Below are 18,635 nucleotides of genomic sequence, written 5' to 3' on the forward strand. Positions count from 1 at the left end.
GCTGCTTAAACCAGTGAACCGCCGGTCAGGAAGGAAAAGATAAGGAATATCAGCAAAATGCTGCACACGATGCCGATACCAAAAAGCAAGGTATGGAAAGCCAGCGTCCCGCCGCCAAAAACCAGCGCGCCGCGAATGCCCCAGCGATTTTCCTTACGCATACCGCCAATAAATGCGCAAAGTAGCGCAGCAATGGCCAGTGCGATACCGCTTTGATTGAGGATTTTATCGACATCTACGTCCTCTTTTTTCTCCACGGTGGTAATTTTTTCGCCTTTTATTCCGGCGAGAAGACCTCTTTTAATTTCAGCCGTTTTGTCCGCCACGATGCTTTCAAACGTTGGCGGTGGTGCGGAGAAAGGGCCGAATGAAAAGTGGATAATCCCCATCATTAAAGCGATGGCACCGAACAGCATGCCCAATGAACTGATTTTATTTTGAGCTATGATACCCATCTGACCTCCTTGTAGCGGATGGCAAAAGCATATCAGGAAACGGGCGGACGAAATTCTTAAAAAAACCGCTAAAGGTAGAGCGTTAGTGAAATTGCAAAGGAGCAACAATGAAAATTTCCCGCCTCGGAGAAGCGCCTGATTACCGCTTCTCGCTGGCTAATGAGCGTACTTTTCTGGCGTGGATCCGTACTGCACTAGGATTTCTGGCGGCGGGGGTTGGGCTTGATCAACTTGCGCCAGATTTCGCCACGCCCGTCATTCGCGAACTGCTGGCGTTGTTGTTGTGTCTGTTTTCCGGCGGGTTAGCGATGTATGGCTACTTGCGCTGGTTACGCAATGAAAAAGCGATGCGTCTGAAAGAGGACCTGCCCTACACCAACAGCTTATTAATCATTAGCTTAATATTGATGGTCGTGGCGGTGATCGTTATGGGACTGGTGTTGTATGCCGGATAGCCGCAAAGCCAGACGCATTGCCGACCCAGGACTGCAGCCGGAGCGCACATCACTGGCGTGGTTTCGTACCATGCTGGGCTACGGCGCGTTGATGGCGTTGGCTATCAAACACAACTGGCACCAGGCGGGCATGTTATTCTGGATTTCGATTGGCATTCTCGCCATCGTGGCGCTGATCCTCTGGCACTACACCCGTAATCGCAATTTAATGGATGTCACGAATAGCGATTTTTCCCAATTTCACGTAGTCCGTGACAAATTTTTGATCTCCCTCGCGGTGTTATCTCTCGCAATACTGTTTGCTGTAACGCATATACATCAACTTATCGTATTTATTGAGAGAGTCGCATGACAGGAAGTCAGGTCATTGATGCTGAAGAGGACAGGCATAAACTGGTTGTAGAGTACAAGGATGCTCTGCAACCTGCCGATTTTTATCACAATTTCAAACAGCGGGGCATCCGCTCCGTACAGCTCATTCCCTATCTTGAATTTGATGACCGGGGCGATCTGACGGCCGCTTCGGTGACAGCAGAGCTGTGGGGGAAATTTTTAATTGCCCTGTTCGAGTGTTGGGTGCGGGCAGATATCAGTCGTATCTCGATTGAGCTTTTTGACGCCACCTTACAAAAATGGTGTGGCAGCGAAAACCCGCAACCGCGCTGTGACTGCCAGGCGTGCGACTGGCATCGCCTGTGCCCGCACGCTCGGCAGGAGACGCCATACAGCGTGCTTTGTGCGGGCTATCAGGCGTTTTATTCTTACTCCGCACCGCATATGCGGGTGATGCGTGATCTGATAAAGCAGCATCGTTCTCCCATGGAGCTGATGACGATGCTGCGGTGACGTGCGCTTAAACGGGCTGCCCCTGATGCGACATCCGCGTCGCCAGCGGCAGCCAGCACAGCACGATCAACAATCCCATTAAGGTCATCAACAACCCCAGGCTGCCCTGACCGGTTTGCGGCAACATCGCAGAGAGCGACGCCAGCACGCCGGAACCAATGTTTTGCAGACCGCCGACCAGCGCGCCAGCCGTGCCCGCCAGGAAGGGGAACGGCTCCATCGCGCCGCTGGTCGCCAGCGGAAACAGCATCCCGGCACCGAAAAAGAACAGCGCGGCGGGAACGAGCAGCGTCCAGACATTCATCACGCCAAACCAGTCGGGGATCCACATCAGCAAGCCAGCCAGCAGGCAGCAGATAACCGACTGCCACATTAACGTGGAGAAGCGTTTATTGGGACGTCCGGCAAACCATGCGCCAAAAAACGCTGCCGGAATCGGCAGAATAAACAAAATACTGACCGTCATACTGCTCAGCCCTAACACCGCGCCCATCAGCACGCCGGAGCAGGCTTCAAAGGCGGCAATCCCGGCCAGACCGCCAATCAGCATCAGCAAATAACAGTTAAAACCGCTGTTACCGAAAAGCGTTTTATAACTGGTAAGCAGGCGCGTGCGCGGTGCATCGACCGGACGCGTTTCCGGCATCCAGCGGGCCATACTGAAGGTCACACCAGCACAAAGAACCAACAAAAAGAGATAACAGGCGCGCCAGTTCCACATCGTATCCAGCAGACCGCCGATTAGCGGTGCGAGCAACGGACTGACGAGAATCCCCATGTTTAACAGGCTGTTAGCATGGCGCAACTGTGTCCGTTCATATAAATCTCGCGGTAAAGTACGCGCCATTACGCCGCCAACGCCGGTGCCCATCCCCTGCATCGCGCTGGCGGCAATCAACACCGTCAAACTGGAGGTCGTGACCGCGACCAGCGTTGCCAGCATAAAAATGGACATTCCGACGAGGATCACCGGTCGGCGGCCCACGCGGTCGGAAATCGGGCCATAAAACAGCTGTGAGACACCGTAAGTCAGCAGATAAGCGCCCATTACGCTCTGCACCGCCCCTTCACGGACGTTGAGATCGCGCGCCATATCGGCAATAGCTGGAATATAAATGGTTTGCGCCATCTGACCGACGGCCACGAGTAATACCAACATCAATAACAAATTGACGTTTCTTTGCCTTTTCATTATCACGGATGCTTTTATAAAAATAATTAGAATAAGTCACTACGCATTCCCATAAATGCGGGAGAGGAATCTATCACATTGATGAATGTTAGCCAGATATACGCCAGGAATGGGGAATTGTTTAGCGGCAGAATATGTAAACAAAAGCGGCAATAAATGTTGCCGGGAGAGATGGTAGGGCGGATAAGATGCGTCAGCATCGCATCCGACACCAACCCGCACGCTAAATATAAAAGGGGAGCGGTTTCCCGCTCCCCTTTGGTGCGACTTGAATCTGAATTACTTCAGGTATTTCAGAACAGCATCAAGCAGTTGCAGTGCTGCAACAATGAGTTTGAGGATAAGAATGGCGATATCCACCAGGTTCATACGCGTCTCCTGTGGTTCAGGAGCACTGCCAGCTGACGTACCTTTCCGCTGCCTGTTGCCAGCTGTTGTGCACGCGGTATCTCAAGGAGAAACGTTGTGCTTGTTGACATAACACAGTGTGCTCACGCGGGGTTAAGGCGCTGACGGCACCACCCGTTTCAGCCAGGACTTAGTGCGCCGGGTAACGATGCGGCCCCCGCATAACACATTGCGTACAGTGATATTATAGAAGTTTACTGTATAAATAAACAGTAATATTTGGACAAAACGCAAACTGTGATCGATACTCAACTATGCACTAAATACGTCAAAATTCGTGCCGAAATTGCGCGTTCTGCGCGGAACACGTATACTTTCAGTGTTGACATAATACAGTGTGCTTTGCGGTTACCAGCCGCAGGCGACTGACGAAACCTCGCTCCGGCGGGGTTTTTTGTTATCTGCAATTCAGTACAAAACGTGATCAACCCCTCAATTTTCCCTTGCTGAAAAATTTTCCATTGTCTCCCCTGTAAAGCTGTGCTTGTATAAATATTGTTAAACACAAAACCAACAAGGTCCCCAATGACTACTTCCATGCTCAACGCAAAACTACTACCAACTGCGCCATCCGCCGCAGTGGTCGTCGTGCGTGTGGTGGTGGTCGTCGGCAATGCGCCGTAGGGACTGGAACAACACACGATTCCAAAACCCCGCCGGCGCAAACCGGGCGGGGTTTTTCGTTTAAGCACCTCCCGGAAAGTCGGCCCAGAAGAAAAGGACTGGAGCATGGCAAGTTCGGGCACAACATCGACGCGTAAGCGCTTTACCGGCGCAGAATTTATCGTTCATTTCCTGGAACAGCAGGGCATTAAGATTGTGACAGGCATTCCGGGCGGTTCTATCCTGCCTGTTTACGATGCCTTAAGCCAAAGCACGCAAATCCGCCATATTCTGGCCCGTCATGAACAGGGCGCGGGCTTTATCGCTCAGGGAATGGCGCGCACCGACGGTAAACCGGCGGTCTGTATGGCCTGTAGCGGACCGGGTGCGACTAACCTGGTGACCGCCATTGCCGATGCGCGGCTGGACTCCATCCCGCTGATTTGCATCACTGGTCAGGTTCCCGCCTCGATGATCGGCACCGACGCCTTCCAGGAAGTGGACACCTACGGCATCTCTATCCCCATCACCAAACACAACTATCTGGTCAGACATATCGAAGAACTCCCGCAGGTCATGAGCGATGCCTTCCGCATTGCGCAATCAGGCCGCCCAGGCCCGGTGTGGATAGACATTCCTAAGGATGTGCAAACGGCAGTTTTTGAGATTGAAACACAGCCCGCTATGGCAGAAAAAGCCGCCGCCCCCGCCTTTAGCGAAGAAAGCATTCGTGACGCAGCGGCGATGATTAACGCTGCCAAACGCCCGGTGCTTTATCTGGGCGGCGGTGTGATCAATGCGCCCGCACGGGTGCGTGAACTGGCGGAGAAAGCGCAACTGCCTACCACCATGACTTTAATGGCGCTGGGCATGTTGCCAAAAGCGCATCCGTTGTCGCTGGGTATGCTGGGGATGCACGGCGTGCGCAGCACCAACTATATTTTGCAGGAGGCGGATTTGTTGATAGTGCTCGGTGCGCGTTTTGATGACCGGGCGATTGGCAAAACCGAGCAGTTCTGTCCGAATGCCAAAATCATTCATGTCGATATCGACCGTGCAGAGCTGGGTAAAATCAAGCAGCCGCACGTGGCGATTCAGGCGGATGTTGATGACGTGCTGGCGCAGTTGATCCCGCTGGTGGAAGCGCAACCGCGTGCAGAGTGGCACCAGTTGGTAGCGGATTTGCAGCGTGAGTTTCCGTGTCCAATCCCGAAAGCGTGCGATCCGTTAAGCCATTACGGCCTGATCAACGCCGTTGCCGCCTGTGTCGATGACAATGCAATTATCACCACCGACGTTGGTCAGCATCAGATGTGGACCGCGCAAGCTTATCCGCTCAATCGCCCACGCCAGTGGCTGACCTCCGGTGGGCTGGGCACGATGGGTTTTGGCCTGCCTGCGGCGATTGGCGCTGCGCTGGCGAACCCGGATCGCAAAGTGTTGTGTTTCTCCGGCGACGGCAGCCTGATGATGAATATTCAGGAGATGGCGACCGCCAGTGAAAATCAGCTGGATGTCAAAATCATTCTGATGAACAACGAAGCGCTGGGGCTGGTGCATCAGCAACAGAGTCTGTTCTACGAGCAAGGCGTTTTTGCCGCCACCTATCCGGGCAAAATCAACTTTATGCAGATTGCCGCCGGATTCGGCCTCGAAACCTGTGATTTGAATAACGAAGCCGATCCGCAGGCTTCATTGCAGGAAATCATCAATCGCCCTGGCCCGGCGCTGATCCATGTGCGCATTGATGCCGAAGAAAAAGTTTACCCGATGGTGCCGCCAGGTGCGGCGAATACTGAAATGGTGGGGGAATAAGCCATGCAAAACACAACTCATGACAACGTAATTCTGGAGCTCACCGTTCGCAACCATCCGGGCGTAATGACCCACGTTTGTGGCCTTTTTGCCCGCCGCGCTTTTAACGTTGAAGGCATTCTTTGTCTGCCGATTCAGGACAGCGACAAAAGCCATATCTGGCTACTGGTCAATGACGACCAGCGTCTGGAGCAGATGATAAGCCAAATCGATAAGCTGGAAGATGTCGTGAAAGTGCAGCGTAATCAGTCCGATCCGACGATGTTTAACAAGATCGCGGTGTTTTTTCAGTAACCGCTCAAGGCTTGAACAACATCGCGCTTATCGTTAAGGTAAGCGCGTATTTTTTTTACCCGCCAGGACAAGACCATGATCACCGTTGCCCTTATAGACGATCACCTCATCGTCCGCTCCGGCTTTGCGCAGCTGCTGGGGCTGGAACCTGATTTGCAGGTAGTTGCCGAGTTTGGTTCGGGGCGCGAGGCGCTGGCGGGGCTGCCGGGGCGCGGTGTGCAGGTGTGTATTTGCGATATCTCCATGCCCGATATCTCCGGTCTGGAGCTGCTAAGCCAGCTGCCGAAAGGTATGGCGACGATTATGCTCTCCGTTCACGACAGTCCTGCGCTGGTTGAGCAGGCGCTTAACGCGGGGGCACGCGGCTTTCTTTCCAAACGCTGTAGCCCGGATGAACTCATTGCTGCGGTGCATACGGTTGCCACGGGCGGCTGTTATCTGACGCCGGATATTGCCATTAAACTGGCATCCGGTCGTCAGGACCCGCTAACCAAACGTGAACGCCAGGTGGCGGAAAAACTGGCGCAAGGAATGGCGGTGAAAGAGATTGCCGCCGAACTGGGCTTGTCACCGAAAACGGTACACGTCCATCGCGCCAATCTGATGGAAAAACTGGGCGTCAGTAACGACGTAGAGCTGGCGCGCCGCATGTTTGATGGCTGGTGATGAAGACGTTGTTCTCCCGCTTAATTACCGTTATTGCCTGCTTTTTTATCTTCTCTGCCGCATGGTTTTGCCTGTGGAGTATCAGCCTGCATCTGGTTGAGCGCCCTGATATGGCGGTGCTGTTATTTCCGTTTGGTCTGCGTCTGGGGCTAATGCTGCAATGCCCGCGCGGATACTGGCCCGTATTGCTGGGCGCGGAGTGGCTGCTGATTTACTGGCTAACGCAGGCGGTCGGTTTAACCCATTTTCCGTTATTGATGATCGGTAGTTTACTGACGTTACTGCCCGTAGCGCTGATCTCGCGCTATCGCCATCAGCGTGACTGGCGCACCTTGCTGTTACAGGGGGCGGCGTTAACGGCGGCGGCGTTGTTGCAGTCGCTGCCCTGGCTTTGGCACGGCAAAGAGTCGTGGAATGCGCTGTTGCTGACTTTAACTGGCGGCCTGACGCTGGCCCCGATATGTCTGGTGTTCTGGCACTATCTCGCCAATAACACCTGGCTGCCGCTCGGTCCGTCACTGGTTTCTCAGCCAATCAACTGGCGCGGGCGACATCTGGTCTGGTACTTGCTGCTGTTTGTTATCAGTCTCTGGCTCCAGTTGGGATTGCCGGACGAACTGTCGCGCTTTACGCCATTCTGTCTGGCGCTGCCGATTATCGCGCTGGCCTGGCACTATGGTTGGCAAGGGGCGCTGATTGCGACGTTGATGAACGCCATCGCGCTGATCGCCAGTCAAACCTGGCGCGATCATCCGGTGGATTTATTGCTCTCGCTGCTGGTGCAAAGTCTGACAGGGTTGTTGCTTGGCGCTGGCATCCAGCGGTTGCGTGAACTTAACCAGTCGCTGCAAAAGGAACTGGCGCGCAATCAGCATCTGGCTGAACGGTTGCTGGAAACCGAAGAGAGCGTGCGCCGTGATGTGGCGCGTGAGCTGCATGATGATATCGGTCAGACCATCACTGCTATTCGTACTCAGGCGGGCATTGTTCAGCGGCTGGCGGCAGATAACGCCAGCGTGAAGCAGAGCGGGCAGCTCATCGAACAACTATCGCTGGGCGTTTACGACGCGGTGCGCCGTTTGTTGGGTCGGTTACGTCCGCGCCAGTTGGATGATCTCACCCTGGAGCAGGCCATCCGCTCACTGATGCGGGAAATGGAGCTGGAAGGGCGCGGTATTGTCAGCCATCTCGAATGGCGAATCGATGAATCAGCGTTAAGCGAAAACCAGCGCGTGACGCTGTTTCGTGTCTGCCAGGAAGGGCTGAACAACATTGTGAAACATGCTGATGCCAGCGCGGTCACCCTGCAAGGCTGGCAGCAGGATGAACGGTTGATGCTGGTTATTGAAGACGATGGCAGCGGTTTGCCGCCGGGTTCCGGGCAACAAGGTTTTGGCCTCACCGGAATGCGCGAGCGCGTAACGGCGCTGGGTGGCACATTACACATTTCCTGTCTGCACGGCACGCGTGTCAGCGTTTCTCTACCTCAACGCTATGTCTAAGGTTTGATGATGTTGCCGTTTCTGAAAGCGCCTGCCGATGCGCCATTAATGACTGATAAATATGAAATTGATGCCCGCTATCGCTACTGGCGTCGGCATATTCTGCTGACCATCTGGCTGGGTTACGCGCTGTTTTACTTCACGCGGAAAAGTTTTAACGCCGCCGTACCAGAAATCCTTGCTAACGGCGTGCTCAGCCGTAGCGATATCGGCCTGTTAGCGACCCTGTTTTACATTACCTATGGCGTGTCGAAGTTTGTCTCCGGCATTGTCAGCGATCGCTCAAATGCCCGTTATTTTATGGGGATAGGGCTTATCGCCACGGGCATTATCAACATTCTGTTTGGCTTCTCGACGTCGCTATGGGCGTTTGCCGTGCTCTGGGTGCTGAACGCCTTTTTCCAGGGCTGGGGTTCACCGGTGTGTGCGCGTCTGTTAACGGCCTGGTATTCACGTACCGAGCGCGGCGGTTGGTGGGCATTATGGAACACGGCGCATAACGTCGGCGGCGCACTCATTCCCATTGTGATGGCAGCGGCTGCGCTGCATTACGGCTGGCGTGCCGGGATGATGATTGCTGGTTGTATGGCGATAGTCGTGGGGATTTTTCTCTGCTGGCGGCTACGCGATCGCCCGCAGGCGTTAGGTTTACCGGCGGTCGGTGAATGGCGACACGACGCGCTGGAAATTGCTCAACAACAAGAAGGGGCAGGGTTGACGCGTAAAGAGATCCTCACCAAATATGTGTTGCTGAATCCGTATATCTGGCTGCTTTCGTTTTGCTATGTGCTGGTCTATGTGGTCCGGGCGGCGATCAACGACTGGGGCAATTTGTATATGTCCGAGACACTGGGCGTCGATCTGGTCACGGCGAATACGGCAGTGACGATGTTTGAACTGGGCGGATTTATCGGTGCGCTGGTAGCCGGTTGGGGCTCGGACAAATTGTTTAACGGCAACCGAGGGCCGATGAATTTGATTTTCGCCGCCGGAATTTTGCTTTCAGTCGGCTCCCTGTGGCTGATGCCATTTGCCAGCTACGTGATGCAGGCAACCTGCTTCTTCACCATTGGTTTTTTTGTCTTTGGCCCACAGATGTTAATCGGTATGGCGGCGGCAGAGTGTTCCCACAAAGAGGCGGCAGGGGCGGCGACGGGGTTTGTCGGCTTGTTTGCTTATCTGGGGGCGTCGCTTGCTGGTTGGCCGCTGGCGAAAGTACTCGATACCTGGCACTGGAGCGGATTTTTTGTGGTTATCTCTATCGCCGCCGGGATTTCCGCACTGCTGTTACTGCCCTTTTTGAACGCCCAGACACCGCGCGAAGCGTGATGCATCTCACCTTTTCACTTCATATCCGGCAAAACTAAGAAATTTTCCAGGTTTTGCCTGGACGCTATCTCAGGCCTGATTTGCTGCTGATTTTTACAATGCATGCCTCACGCAGGTATTCATTTCAGGAGTAACCCATGCTGGCTTTCTTAAACCAGGTTCGCAAGCCGACCCTGGACCTTCCGCTCGAAGTGCGGCGCAAAATGTGGTTCAAACCGTTCATGCAATCCTACCTGGTGGTCTTTATCGGCTACCTGACGATGTACCTGATTCGCAAGAACTTTAACATCGCGCAGAACGATATGATTTCGACCTACGGGTTGAGCATGACGCAGCTGGGGATGATCGGCCTGGGTTTCTCCATCACTTATGGCGTGGGTAAAACGCTGGTTTCCTACTACGCCGACGGCAAAAACACCAAACAATTCCTGCCGTTCATGCTGATCCTCTCTGCTATTTGTATGCTGGGCTTCAGTGCCAGTATGGGCAGCGGCTCGGTTAGCCTGTTCCTGATGATTGCCTTCTACGCCTTAAGCGGCTTTTTCCAGAGTACCGGCGGTTCGTGCAGTTACTCCACCATCACCAAATGGACGCCGCGTCGTAAACGCGGGACATTCCTCGGTTTCTGGAATATTTCTCACAACCTTGGCGGTGCAGGCGCAGCAGGTGTGGCGCTGTTCGGGGCAAATTACCTGTTCGATGGCCATGTCATCGGCATGTTTATCTTCCCGTCGATTATCGCGCTGATTGTCGGTTTTATCGGCCTGCGTTACGGCAGCGACTCCCCGGAATCTTATGGCCTCGGCAAAGCTGAAGAACTGTTCGGCGAGGAGATCAGCGAAGAGGACAAAGAGACAGAATCTACCGATATGACCAAGTGGCAGATCTTTGTTGAGTATGTGCTGAAAAACAAAGTGATCTGGCTGCTGTGCTTCGCCAACATTTTCCTCTATGTGGTACGTATTGGTATCGACCAGTGGTCAACCGTATACGCGTTCCAGGAACTGAAACTCTCTAAAGCGGTGGCGATTCAGGGCTTTACGCTGTTTGAAGCTGGTGCGCTGGTCGGTACGCTGCTGTGGGGCTGGCTCTCTGACCTGGCGAACGGTCGCCGTGGCCTGGTGGCCTGCATCGCGCTGGCGCTGATTATCGCCACGCTCGGTGTGTATCAACATGCCAGTAACGAATATATCTATCTGGCTTCTCTCTTTGCGTTGGGTTTCCTGGTCTTTGGCCCGCAATTGTTGATTGGTGTGGCTGCTGTTGGCTTTGTACCTAAAAAAGCGATTGGCGCTGCCGATGGTATTAAAGGCACCTTTGCTTACCTGATTGGTGACAGCTTTGCCAAGTTAGGTCTGGGAATGATTGCCGATGGGACGCCGGTATTCGGCCTTACCGGCTGGGCAGGCACCTTCGCCGCGCTGGATATCGCCGCGATTGGTTGTATCTGCCTGATGGCGATAGTGGCGGTAATGGAAGAACGCAAAATCCGCCGCGAGAAAAAAATTCAGCAGTTGACAGTGGCATAAACGTAACTGGTGACTTTTGCCCGGCATGACGCCGGGCTTTTTTTATTATTCCGTGACTTCCAGCGTAGTGAAGGCAAACTTCTCGCCATCAAATAGCCCCTGACTGGTTAGTTTTAGCGCGGGGATCACTGGCAGAGAAAGAAACGCCATCTGAATAAACGGCTCATCGGGTAACGGACCGCATTCACGGGCGGCGGCTTTCAAGGCGTCAATTTGTTCCGCCAGCGACTGCGCCGTGTCGGTGCTCATCAGCCCGGCAATGGGTAACGGCAGATGACTTTGTACCTGGCCGTTACGTACCACGCACAGCCCGCCGCCATCCTGAATCACCTGATTGACCGCCAGCGCCATCTCTTCGGCACTGCGACCGATCACCACAATATTATGGCTGTCATGGCTGACCGTCGCAGCCAGCGCACCTTCATTCAGTCCAAAGCCGCCAAGCAAACCACAAGCCGGAGCCAGCCGTTGCCCGTAACGCTCAAGTACGGCAATAAAGCTCACATCATCGCGATCAAAACCATTTTCGCTGTAGACGCTGGAGTGGGAGTGCGTAATCAATTCGTTATGGATGACGTCAATGACCCGATAGCGTTTTCCGGGCGTAAATTGCAGGGCAAAGTCGCTGGCGGAAACTGGCTGGCGGGCAATGGTGTTGCCATATGGCGGAGCGGATTGTGCCAGTCTCGCCGACTCTTCCGCCTGTAAGGTTTGCGCATCAATCGGCTCGCCTTTCACCAGTACCTGCTGCACCGTGACCTTACGCGCATCGCTCAACAGGACGATATCGGCCTGCTTGCCGGGTGCCAGTAAGCCGAGGTGATTCAGACCAAAGTGGCGCGCCGTCGACCAGCTGGCGACGCGATATGCCACATGCAGCGGCACATTGTGTTGTTCGATCAGGCGGCGAATTAAGGCATCGATGTGTCCTTCATGGGCGATCTCCCACGGGTTACGGTCATCGGTACAGAGCATGCATTGCGGGCTGTTAAATTCGTTGATCAACGGTGCCAGCGCGTTGAGATTGCGGGCAGCGGACCCTTCGCGGATCATCAACGACATGCCGAGTTGTAATTTCCGGCGTCCTTCTTCCAGCTGATAACTTTCGTGGCAGTTTTCAATACCCGCAGTAATATAGGCGTTAAGTTCTTTACCACCCAAACCCGGGCAGTGACCGTCCAGCGTCAGGTGGCGAAATGCATCCAGTTTATCGAGCAGCGCATTCTGCCCGCTAATTACGCCAGGGTAGTCCATCATTTCTGCAAGGCCGGTAACCTGCGGATGGTCCCGCCAGGCGAGCATCTGTTCAAGGGTAAAACTGGCACCGTTAACATCGCAGCCTTCCAGGGCGGGTACGCAAGAGCTGACCTGTAAGTACTGGTTTTGCCTTGCCTGTTCGGCACAGCGGGCAAACCAGGCGAATCCGGCTTCGCCCATCACGTTGACGATTTCATGAGGGTCGCAAATAACGGTCGTCAGGCCGCGCGGCAGGGTAGCGGTTTCAAAAGTGACCGGCGTCATCATGCTGGATTCAATATGCAGGTGAGCATCAATAAACCCTGGCACCGCCGTTGCGCCGCGAGCATCAATCCGCTGCAAAGCCGGAGCATCAGTGTATTCTGCGCCAACACCGGCAATGTAACGTCCTTTAATCACAATTGGGCCGGAAATTTCTCCGCCATTGATCAGGTCGAGAATAGAGACATTATCAATAATATAATCGGCAACAGCGTCGCCACGGGAAACGGCTAACAATTCCTGGTATTCAGCCCGGCTAATGTGATGAAATTTATGGTTAATAGAATTATTCATATTTTTCTCATTTTGATTTTATCAATTTGATTATTATTTATCATAAAGAAACGTCGCGAGATTATTAAAGAATATCCATTAATGTGCAATTGAAATGTGATAATTATCACTGAACCGTTGTTGTCATTTGTTTTACAAAAGCAAGGGATTAAATCTCCTCCAATGGACAAAAAAATGAATAATGACAATACCGATTACGTGAGTAATGAATCAGGGACGCTTTCGCGATTATTTAAACTACCTCAGCATGGGACCACCGTCCGCACAGAATTGATTGCGGGGATGACCACTTTTTTAACCATGGTGTACATCGTTTTTGTGAACCCGCAAATCCTCGGCGCGGCACAAATGGACCCGAAAGTGGTGTTTGTTACCACCTGTTTGATTGCCGGTATCGGCAGTATTGCGATGGGGATATTTGCTAACTTACCCGTGGCGCTGGCTCCGGCAATGGGGCTGAACGCCTTCTTTGCCTTCGTGGTCGTGGGGGCGATGGGCATCTCCTGGCAGACCGGGATGGGCGCAATATTCTGGGGCGCAGTTGGACTATTTTTGCTCACGCTGTTTCGTATCCGGTACTGGATGATCTCCAACATTCCCTTAAGTTTACGTATTGGTATCACCAGCGGAATTGGATTATTTATCGCCTTAATGGGATTAAAAAATACTGGCGTTATTGTCGCCAATAAAGACACGCTGGTGATGATTGGCGATTTAAGTTCTCACGGCGTGTTGTTAGGTATTTTAGGGTTTTTTATTATAACCGTGTTGTCATCACGTCATTTTCATGCCGCGGTGCTGGTTTCTATTGTGGTGACGTCTTGCTGTGGATTATTTTTCGGTGATGTTCATTTTAGCGGCGTCTATTCCATTCCGCCTGATATTAGCGGCGTCATTGGTGAAGTAGATTTGAGCGGCGCGTTAACACTTGAACTCGCCGGTATCATTTTCTCCTTTATGCTGATCAACCTATTTGATTCATCAGGAACATTAATTGGTGTAACTGATAAAGCGGGCTTAATAGATGGTAACGGTAAATTCCCCAATATGAATAAGGCGCTGTATGTTGATAGCGTCAGTTCGGTGGCGGGTGCGTTTATCGGCACCTCGTCTGTTACTGCCTATATTGAAAGTACTTCTGGTGTGGCAGTCGGTGGCCGCACGGGGCTGACTGCGGTTGTGGTTGGCGTTATGTTCCTGTTGGTTATGTTCTTCTCACCGCTGGTGGCGATGGTTCCTCCTTACGCAACCGCCGGAGCGTTAATCTTTGTTGGCGTGCTGATGACTTCGAGCCTGGCGCGCGTTAACTGGGATGATTTTACCGAATCGGTGCCTGCGTTTATTACCACGGTGATGATGCCCTTTACTTTCTCGATCACCGAAGGGATTGCACTCGGCTTTATGTCGTACTGCATCATGAAAGTGTGCACCGGGCGCTGGCGCGATCTGAACCTGTGTGTGGTGGTGGTCGCAGCTCTGTTTGCACTGAAGATTATTCTGGTGGATTAGTAACTGGCGAGGGTTTCCAGATATCATGAGTTCTGATTACGCAGGAGAACTCATGATCTGGATAATGCTCGCCACGCTGGCAGTGGTGTTTGTGGTTGGTTTTCGGGTGCTGACATCCGGGGCCAGAAAAGCGATTCGCCGTCTCAGCGATCGGCTGAATATCGATGTCATACCCGTGGAGTCGATGGTCGATCAAATGGGAAAGTCAGCCGGTGACGAATTTTTACGTTATTTGCATCGTCCGGATGAGTCGCACCTGCAAAACGCCGCGCAGGTGTTGCTCATCTGGCAAATTGTCATTGTCGATGGTAGCGAACAGAACCTGCTGCAATGGCATCGGATTTTACAAAAAGCCCGTCTTGCCGCGCCGATTACCGATGCTCAGGTCAGGCTGGCGCTGGGGTTTCTGCGCGAAACCGAACCTGAAATGCAGGATATTAATGCTTTTCAGATGCGCTATAACGCGTTCTTTCAGCCTGCCGAGGGCGTTCACTGGCTGCATTAAAACCGCTTCGTCTTATCAGCCTACAGACCGCGCCTGACCTGTCGGGTGGATAAGACGTTCACGCCGCATCCGGTAATCTTTGCCCTGTTCCGTTTCGATCTTAACTCCAGCTCAAGCAACACCGTAAAAGTTGCAAAAACGTTAAATGCGTCACACATTTCAATGTTAAAGTGGTCGGCTTTTCCCCTGAAACATGCCACGGGTAACACCATGAGTGAATTTATTGCCGAAAACCGCGGCGCGGATGCCATCACCCGACCGAACTGGTCAGCCGTTTTCTCGGTGGCGTTTTGTGTCGCCTGTCTGATTATCGTTGAGTTTTTGCCCGTCAGTTTGTTGACGCCAATGGCCCAGGATTTAGGCATTTCGGAAGGGGTTGCCGGGCAATCGGTGACCGTGACCGCCTTTGTGGCAATGTTTGCCAGTTTGTTTATTACCCAGACAATTCAGGCTACTGACCGCCGCTACGTTGTTATTTTGTTTGCCGTTTTGCTGACGCTCTCCTGCTTGCTGGTTTCCTTTGCTAACTCATTCAGTTTGCTTTTAATCGGTCGTGCCTGTCTGGGGCTGGCGCTGGGCGGGTTCTGGGCGATGTCGGCGTCGCTGACCATGCGTCTGGTGCCGCCGCGTACGGTGCCGAAGGCGCTGTCGGTGATCTTCGGCGCGGTTTCTATTGCGCTGGTGATTGCCGCGCCGTTGGGCAGTTTTTTAGGCGAGCTTATCGGTTGGCGCAATGTCTTTAATGCGGCGGCGGTGATGGGCGTGCTGTGTATTTTCTGGATTATCAAATCATTGCCTTCACTGCCAGGCGAACCCTCGCATCAGAAACAAAATACTTTCCGCTTATTACAACGTCCGGGTGTGATGGCAGGGATGATCGCCATCTTCATGTCTTTCGCCGGGCAGTTTGCTTTCTTCACGTATATTCGCCCGGTGTATATGAACCTGGCGGGATTCGGCGTGGATGGCTTAACGCTGGTGCTGTTGAGTTTTGGTATCGCCAGCTTTATTGGTACGTCGCTTTCGTCGTTCATTCTTAAACGTTCGGTAAAACTGGCCTTAGCAGGCGCGCCGTTAATACTGGCTGTGAGTGCGTTGGTACTGACGTTGTGGGGAAGCGATAAAATCATTGCTACCGGCGTGGCGATTATCTGGGGGCTAACTTTTGCATTGGTTCCCGTCGGCTGGTCAACGTGGATCACCCGCTCGCTGGCCGATCAGGCAGAAAAAGCCGGGTCTATTCAGGTGGCGGTTATTCAGCTTGCTAATACCTGTGGCGCGGCAATCGGCGGTTATGCGCTGGATAATATTGGTCTGACTTCGCCGTTGATGTTGTCCGGCACATTGATGTTGCTGACTGCATTGTTGGTTACTGCAAAGGTGAAAATGAAGAAATCCTGATATCAGGTAAAGAAGCGTTGGTCAGTAGTTGTTGCTGTTCTTACATATCCGGGCATTCTACCTTACCCAACGCTTCCCAATAATTGCTCTGATTATTACGTTCCATCGCCACGATGGCCTCGCGTATATGTTGTTTATTGTTTTCATCTGACAACATTAACTTTTCCCACGCTTCATCTGATAATGACGCCTGTGGCGTGCAAATTTTACGTAAATCTTGTAATACCGTGGTTTTCTCTTTTGCGGACTGCAGTGAGCTAAAAGGCGACTCGGCGTATACGATGCCTGGCATAGCGAAAAAAGTGAAAATAAGCAGTAGTGTCGTTGGTTTCATGGATTCAACCTTTTACAAATGTGTATCGAATGAAGCATAAGTGTAGTTTGCTTTCATCGCTCTCATCATGCTGTACGAAACGCGCTTGCGTGGTCAGTAAGAAGTGCCAGACTTTATATTCCACTTTTATTCCTTTTTATTCTTATCGATAGCGTTTCGTTTTTTAAACCGCAGCGACCTTACCGCTATAGTCAGGTAATCATTAATAAAAGGATAAAAAAATGAAACTGACAACACATCATCTACGGACAGGGGCCGCATTATTGCTGGCCGGAATTCTGCTGGCAGGTTGCGACCAGAGTAGCAGCGATGCAAAACACATTAAAGTTGGCGTTATAAATGGCGCAGAACAAGATGTCGCGGAAGTCGCTAAAAAGGTGGCAAAAGAGAAATATGGCCTCGATGTTGAACTGGTAGGATTTAGCGGTTCGTTGCTACCGAACGATGCGACAAATCATGGCGAACTTGATGCGAATGTCTTCCAGCATCGACCCTTTCTTGAACAAGATAATCAGGCGCATGGTTATAAACTGGTAGCGGTGGGAAATACGTTTGTCTTCCCTATGGCGGGTTATTCCAAAAAAATCAAAACCGTGGCGCAAATAAAAGAAGGCGCGACAGTGGCGATCCCCAACGACCCGACCAACCTTGGTCGCGCACTTTTACTGTTGCAAAAAGAGAAGCTAATTACTCTGAAAGAGGGAAAAGGGTTATTACCTACCGCGCTGGATATAACCGATAATCCTCGTCATTTGCAGATTATGGAACTCGAGGGGGCGCAGCTCCCGCGCGTACTGGATGATCCCAAAGTTGATGTAGCGATTATCAGCACCACTTACATTCAGCAGACAGGGCTTTCTCCGGTGCACGACAGCGTATTTATTGAAGATAAGAATTCGCCGTATGTGAATATTTTGGTGGCACGGGAAGATAATAAGAATGCAGAAAACGTGAAGGAATTTCTGCAATCTTATCAATCACCCGAAGTCGCTAAAGCGGCAGAAACCATTTTTAACGGTGGCGCGGTGCCTGGCTGGTAATTCTCACTCATGCCGCGCCGGACGATTTATTTTTCTGGCGCGGCGACGGGAATCCATTGAAATCAAAATCACCGATGACAGAATCAGCAGCGTTCCCAGCCAGTCCGGTAATGTGAACGTGATCCCCAGCAACAGCAAAGAGAGTAGCGCGCTACTTAATGGTTCTGCACAGCTCAAAATGCTGGCTTTTGGACCGCCAATTAATTGTGCTCCTTTCAGGTACAGACTAAATGTCAGGGACGTACCAATGACCACCAAATAAAAAAACGCCAGAATCAAACTGCCGTTAACGACAAAGTTTGTTCCTTGTCTGGCATAAAAAGGCAACAGAATCAGACCGCCAATCAGCATACTCCAGCCGACGACTGGTAACGTGCCATAGCGGGCAATTAGCGTTGAGGGATAGGTGGTATAGAATGCAGCAGCAAATGCCGAGGCAATGCCCCAGAACAACGCGGCAGGAGAGATCGATAATGACGTCGGATTACCGTGTGTCACCAATAAAAAAGTCCCGACCAGCGATGTCAAAATAGCGCAGAAAACCAGAATGCCCGGGCGCGATTTACGCACCAGTGAGAACCAGGCGACGATAATCGTCGGTGAGAGGAATTGCAGCACCGTTGCCGTGGCTGCGTTCGATTTTTCGATGGTTAGCAAAAAAGTGAGCTGTACAGTTAGCGCGCCAACCACGGAAAAAATCAGCAGGCTAATGGCATCTTTATGATTGTTAATAATAGAAAAGATTTTATCGCCATGAACAAATGACAGCGTCAGTAGAATCAAACCGGCGAATATCAAACGCGTCATAGTCAAAAACTGCGACGACATCTGGCTTTGCTCCATGATGTATTGCGCGCAGACCCCTGAACTTCCCCACAACACGGCGGCAATCAGAACGTTCAGCATCCCCTTTCTGGTGGAACCCATTTTTCCCTCTGCA

At 52.2% G+C, this 18,635-nt stretch carries 21 protein-coding genes; 15 read left to right on the top strand and 6 right to left on the bottom strand.

Going from position 1 to position 18,635, the window contains the following annotated elements; translation table 11 throughout:
* Positions 1–5: 5 nt before the first annotated feature.
* Positions 6–455, bottom strand: a complete 450-nt coding sequence (gene yidI / locus AB4H76_RS23335) for a protein YidI (protein WP_000511289.1) — start codon at positions 453–455, stop codon at positions 6–8.
* A gap of 107 nt (positions 456–562) precedes the next feature.
* Here yidI and AB4H76_RS23340 point away from each other — a divergent pair, with 107 nt between their 5' ends.
* The 3 genes from AB4H76_RS23340 to AB4H76_RS23350 are packed head-to-tail and all read left to right on the top strand — an operon-like array spanning position 563 to position 1,756.
* A complete protein-coding gene (locus AB4H76_RS23340) occupies positions 563–910 on the top strand; it encodes a YidH family protein (protein WP_000703959.1) in 348 nt (115 codons plus the stop codon).
* Positions 900–1,262, top strand: coding sequence for a DUF202 domain-containing protein (locus AB4H76_RS23345; RefSeq protein ID WP_001113432.1), 363 nt, complete (start codon positions 900–902; stop codon positions 1,260–1,262). The genes AB4H76_RS23340 and AB4H76_RS23345 overlap by 11 nt, the downstream gene beginning before the upstream one ends.
* A complete protein-coding gene (locus AB4H76_RS23350; protein ID WP_121689802.1) occupies positions 1,259–1,756 on the top strand; it encodes a radical SAM protein in 498 nt (165 codons plus the stop codon). The genes AB4H76_RS23345 and AB4H76_RS23350 overlap by 4 nt, the downstream gene beginning before the upstream one ends.
* Positions 1,757–1,763: 7 nt before the next feature.
* Here the strand turns inward: AB4H76_RS23350 and emrD are convergent, their stop codons facing one another.
* Complete coding sequence (emrD, locus tag AB4H76_RS23355; protein ID WP_000828746.1) at positions 1,764–2,948, bottom strand: multidrug efflux MFS transporter EmrD; 1,185 nt, start codon at positions 2,946–2,948, stop codon at positions 1,764–1,766.
* Positions 2,949–3,029: 81 nt separating this feature from the next.
* On the opposite strand from emrD, the gene ysdE reads away from it, so the two are divergent.
* On the top strand, positions 3,030–3,104 hold the full coding sequence (gene ysdE, locus AB4H76_RS23360; RefSeq protein WP_211180519.1) for a protein YsdE: 75 nt from the start codon (positions 3,030–3,032) through the stop codon (positions 3,102–3,104).
* A 123-nt stretch (positions 3,105–3,227) separates the two neighbouring features.
* Here ysdE and tisB read toward each other — a convergent pair whose 3' ends face one another.
* On the bottom strand, positions 3,228–3,317 hold the full coding sequence (gene tisB, locus AB4H76_RS23365) for a type I toxin-antitoxin system toxin TisB (RefSeq protein ID WP_001054909.1): 90 nt from the start codon (positions 3,315–3,317) through the stop codon (positions 3,228–3,230).
* A 564-nt stretch (positions 3,318–3,881) separates the two neighbouring features.
* On the opposite strand from tisB, the gene ivbL reads away from it, so the two are divergent.
* The 7 genes from ivbL (at position 3,882) to uhpT (ending at position 11,094) form a co-directional block, all read left to right on the top strand.
* Positions 3,882–3,980 carry an ilvB operon leader peptide IvbL gene (gene ivbL, locus AB4H76_RS23370; RefSeq protein ID WP_001300753.1) on the top strand — a complete coding sequence of 33 codons (99 nt, stop codon included), beginning with the start codon at positions 3,882–3,884 and terminating at the stop codon, positions 3,978–3,980.
* Positions 3,981–4,085: 105 nt separating this feature from the next.
* Complete coding sequence (gene ilvB / locus AB4H76_RS23375) at positions 4,086–5,774, top strand: acetolactate synthase large subunit (RefSeq protein ID WP_000168475.1); 1,689 nt, start codon at positions 4,086–4,088, stop codon at positions 5,772–5,774.
* A 3-nt stretch (positions 5,775–5,777) separates the two neighbouring features.
* Positions 5,778–6,068, top strand: coding sequence for an acetolactate synthase small subunit (gene ilvN / locus AB4H76_RS23380; protein ID WP_001181706.1), 291 nt, complete (start codon positions 5,778–5,780; stop codon positions 6,066–6,068).
* A 75-nt stretch (positions 6,069–6,143) separates the two neighbouring features.
* Positions 6,144–6,734 (top strand): transcriptional regulator UhpA, encoded by a 591-nt coding sequence (gene uhpA, locus AB4H76_RS23385; RefSeq protein ID WP_000633668.1) that lies wholly within the window; start codon positions 6,144–6,146, stop codon positions 6,732–6,734.
* Positions 6,734–8,236, top strand: coding sequence for a signal transduction histidine-protein kinase/phosphatase UhpB (uhpB, locus tag AB4H76_RS23390; protein ID WP_001295243.1), 1,503 nt, complete (start codon positions 6,734–6,736; stop codon positions 8,234–8,236). Before uhpA ends, uhpB begins: the two co-directional genes overlap by 1 nt.
* Before the next feature lie 9 nt (positions 8,237–8,245).
* On the top strand, positions 8,246–9,565 hold the full coding sequence (uhpC, locus tag AB4H76_RS23395; protein ID WP_000936566.1) for an MFS transporter family glucose-6-phosphate receptor UhpC: 1,320 nt from the start codon (positions 8,246–8,248) through the stop codon (positions 9,563–9,565).
* A gap of 137 nt (positions 9,566–9,702) precedes the next feature.
* On the top strand, positions 9,703–11,094 hold the full coding sequence (gene uhpT, locus AB4H76_RS23400) for a hexose-6-phosphate:phosphate antiporter (RefSeq protein ID WP_000879194.1): 1,392 nt from the start codon (positions 9,703–9,705) through the stop codon (positions 11,092–11,094).
* 45 nt (positions 11,095–11,139) lie between these two features.
* Here uhpT and adeD read toward each other — a convergent pair whose 3' ends face one another.
* Positions 11,140–12,906 (bottom strand): adenine deaminase, encoded by a 1,767-nt coding sequence (adeD, locus tag AB4H76_RS23405; protein ID WP_001065718.1) that lies wholly within the window; start codon positions 12,904–12,906, stop codon positions 11,140–11,142.
* 174 nt (positions 12,907–13,080) lie between these two features.
* On the opposite strand from adeD, the gene adeQ reads away from it, so the two are divergent.
* The 3 genes from adeQ (at position 13,081) to nepI (ending at position 16,321) form a co-directional block, all read left to right on the top strand.
* Positions 13,081–14,415, top strand: coding sequence for an adenine permease AdeQ (adeQ, locus tag AB4H76_RS23410; protein WP_001058151.1), 1,335 nt, complete (start codon positions 13,081–13,083; stop codon positions 14,413–14,415).
* Between the two features lie 52 nt (positions 14,416–14,467).
* Positions 14,468–14,920: a DUF1198 domain-containing protein gene (locus AB4H76_RS23415; protein WP_001300927.1), complete on the top strand. Its 453-nt coding sequence runs from the start codon at positions 14,468–14,470 to the stop codon at positions 14,918–14,920.
* A 210-nt stretch (positions 14,921–15,130) separates the two neighbouring features.
* Positions 15,131–16,321 carry a purine ribonucleoside efflux pump NepI gene (nepI, locus tag AB4H76_RS23420; RefSeq protein WP_001401341.1) on the top strand — a complete coding sequence of 397 codons (1,191 nt, stop codon included), beginning with the start codon at positions 15,131–15,133 and terminating at the stop codon, positions 16,319–16,321.
* Between the two features lie 40 nt (positions 16,322–16,361).
* On the opposite strand, the gene yicS is transcribed toward nepI, so the two are convergent.
* Positions 16,362–16,655, bottom strand: coding sequence for a protein YicS (gene yicS / locus AB4H76_RS23425; RefSeq protein WP_000805509.1), 294 nt, complete (start codon positions 16,653–16,655; stop codon positions 16,362–16,364).
* 221 nt (positions 16,656–16,876) lie between these two features.
* On the opposite strand from yicS, the gene nlpA reads away from it, so the two are divergent.
* Complete coding sequence (gene nlpA / locus AB4H76_RS23430) at positions 16,877–17,695, top strand: lipoprotein NlpA (RefSeq protein ID WP_000779426.1); 819 nt, start codon at positions 16,877–16,879, stop codon at positions 17,693–17,695.
* Between the two features lie 3 nt (positions 17,696–17,698).
* Here the strand turns inward: nlpA and AB4H76_RS23435 are convergent, their stop codons facing one another.
* Positions 17,699–18,622, bottom strand: a complete 924-nt coding sequence (locus AB4H76_RS23435) for a carboxylate/amino acid/amine transporter (protein WP_000535960.1) — start codon at positions 18,620–18,622, stop codon at positions 17,699–17,701.
* Positions 18,623–18,635: the final 13 nt, after the last annotated feature.

The sequence above is a fragment of the Escherichia sp. UTM R2 genome (assembly GCF_048593455.1).
In the GTDB taxonomy this organism is placed as follows: domain Bacteria; phylum Pseudomonadota; class Gammaproteobacteria; order Enterobacterales; family Enterobacteriaceae; genus Escherichia; species Escherichia coli.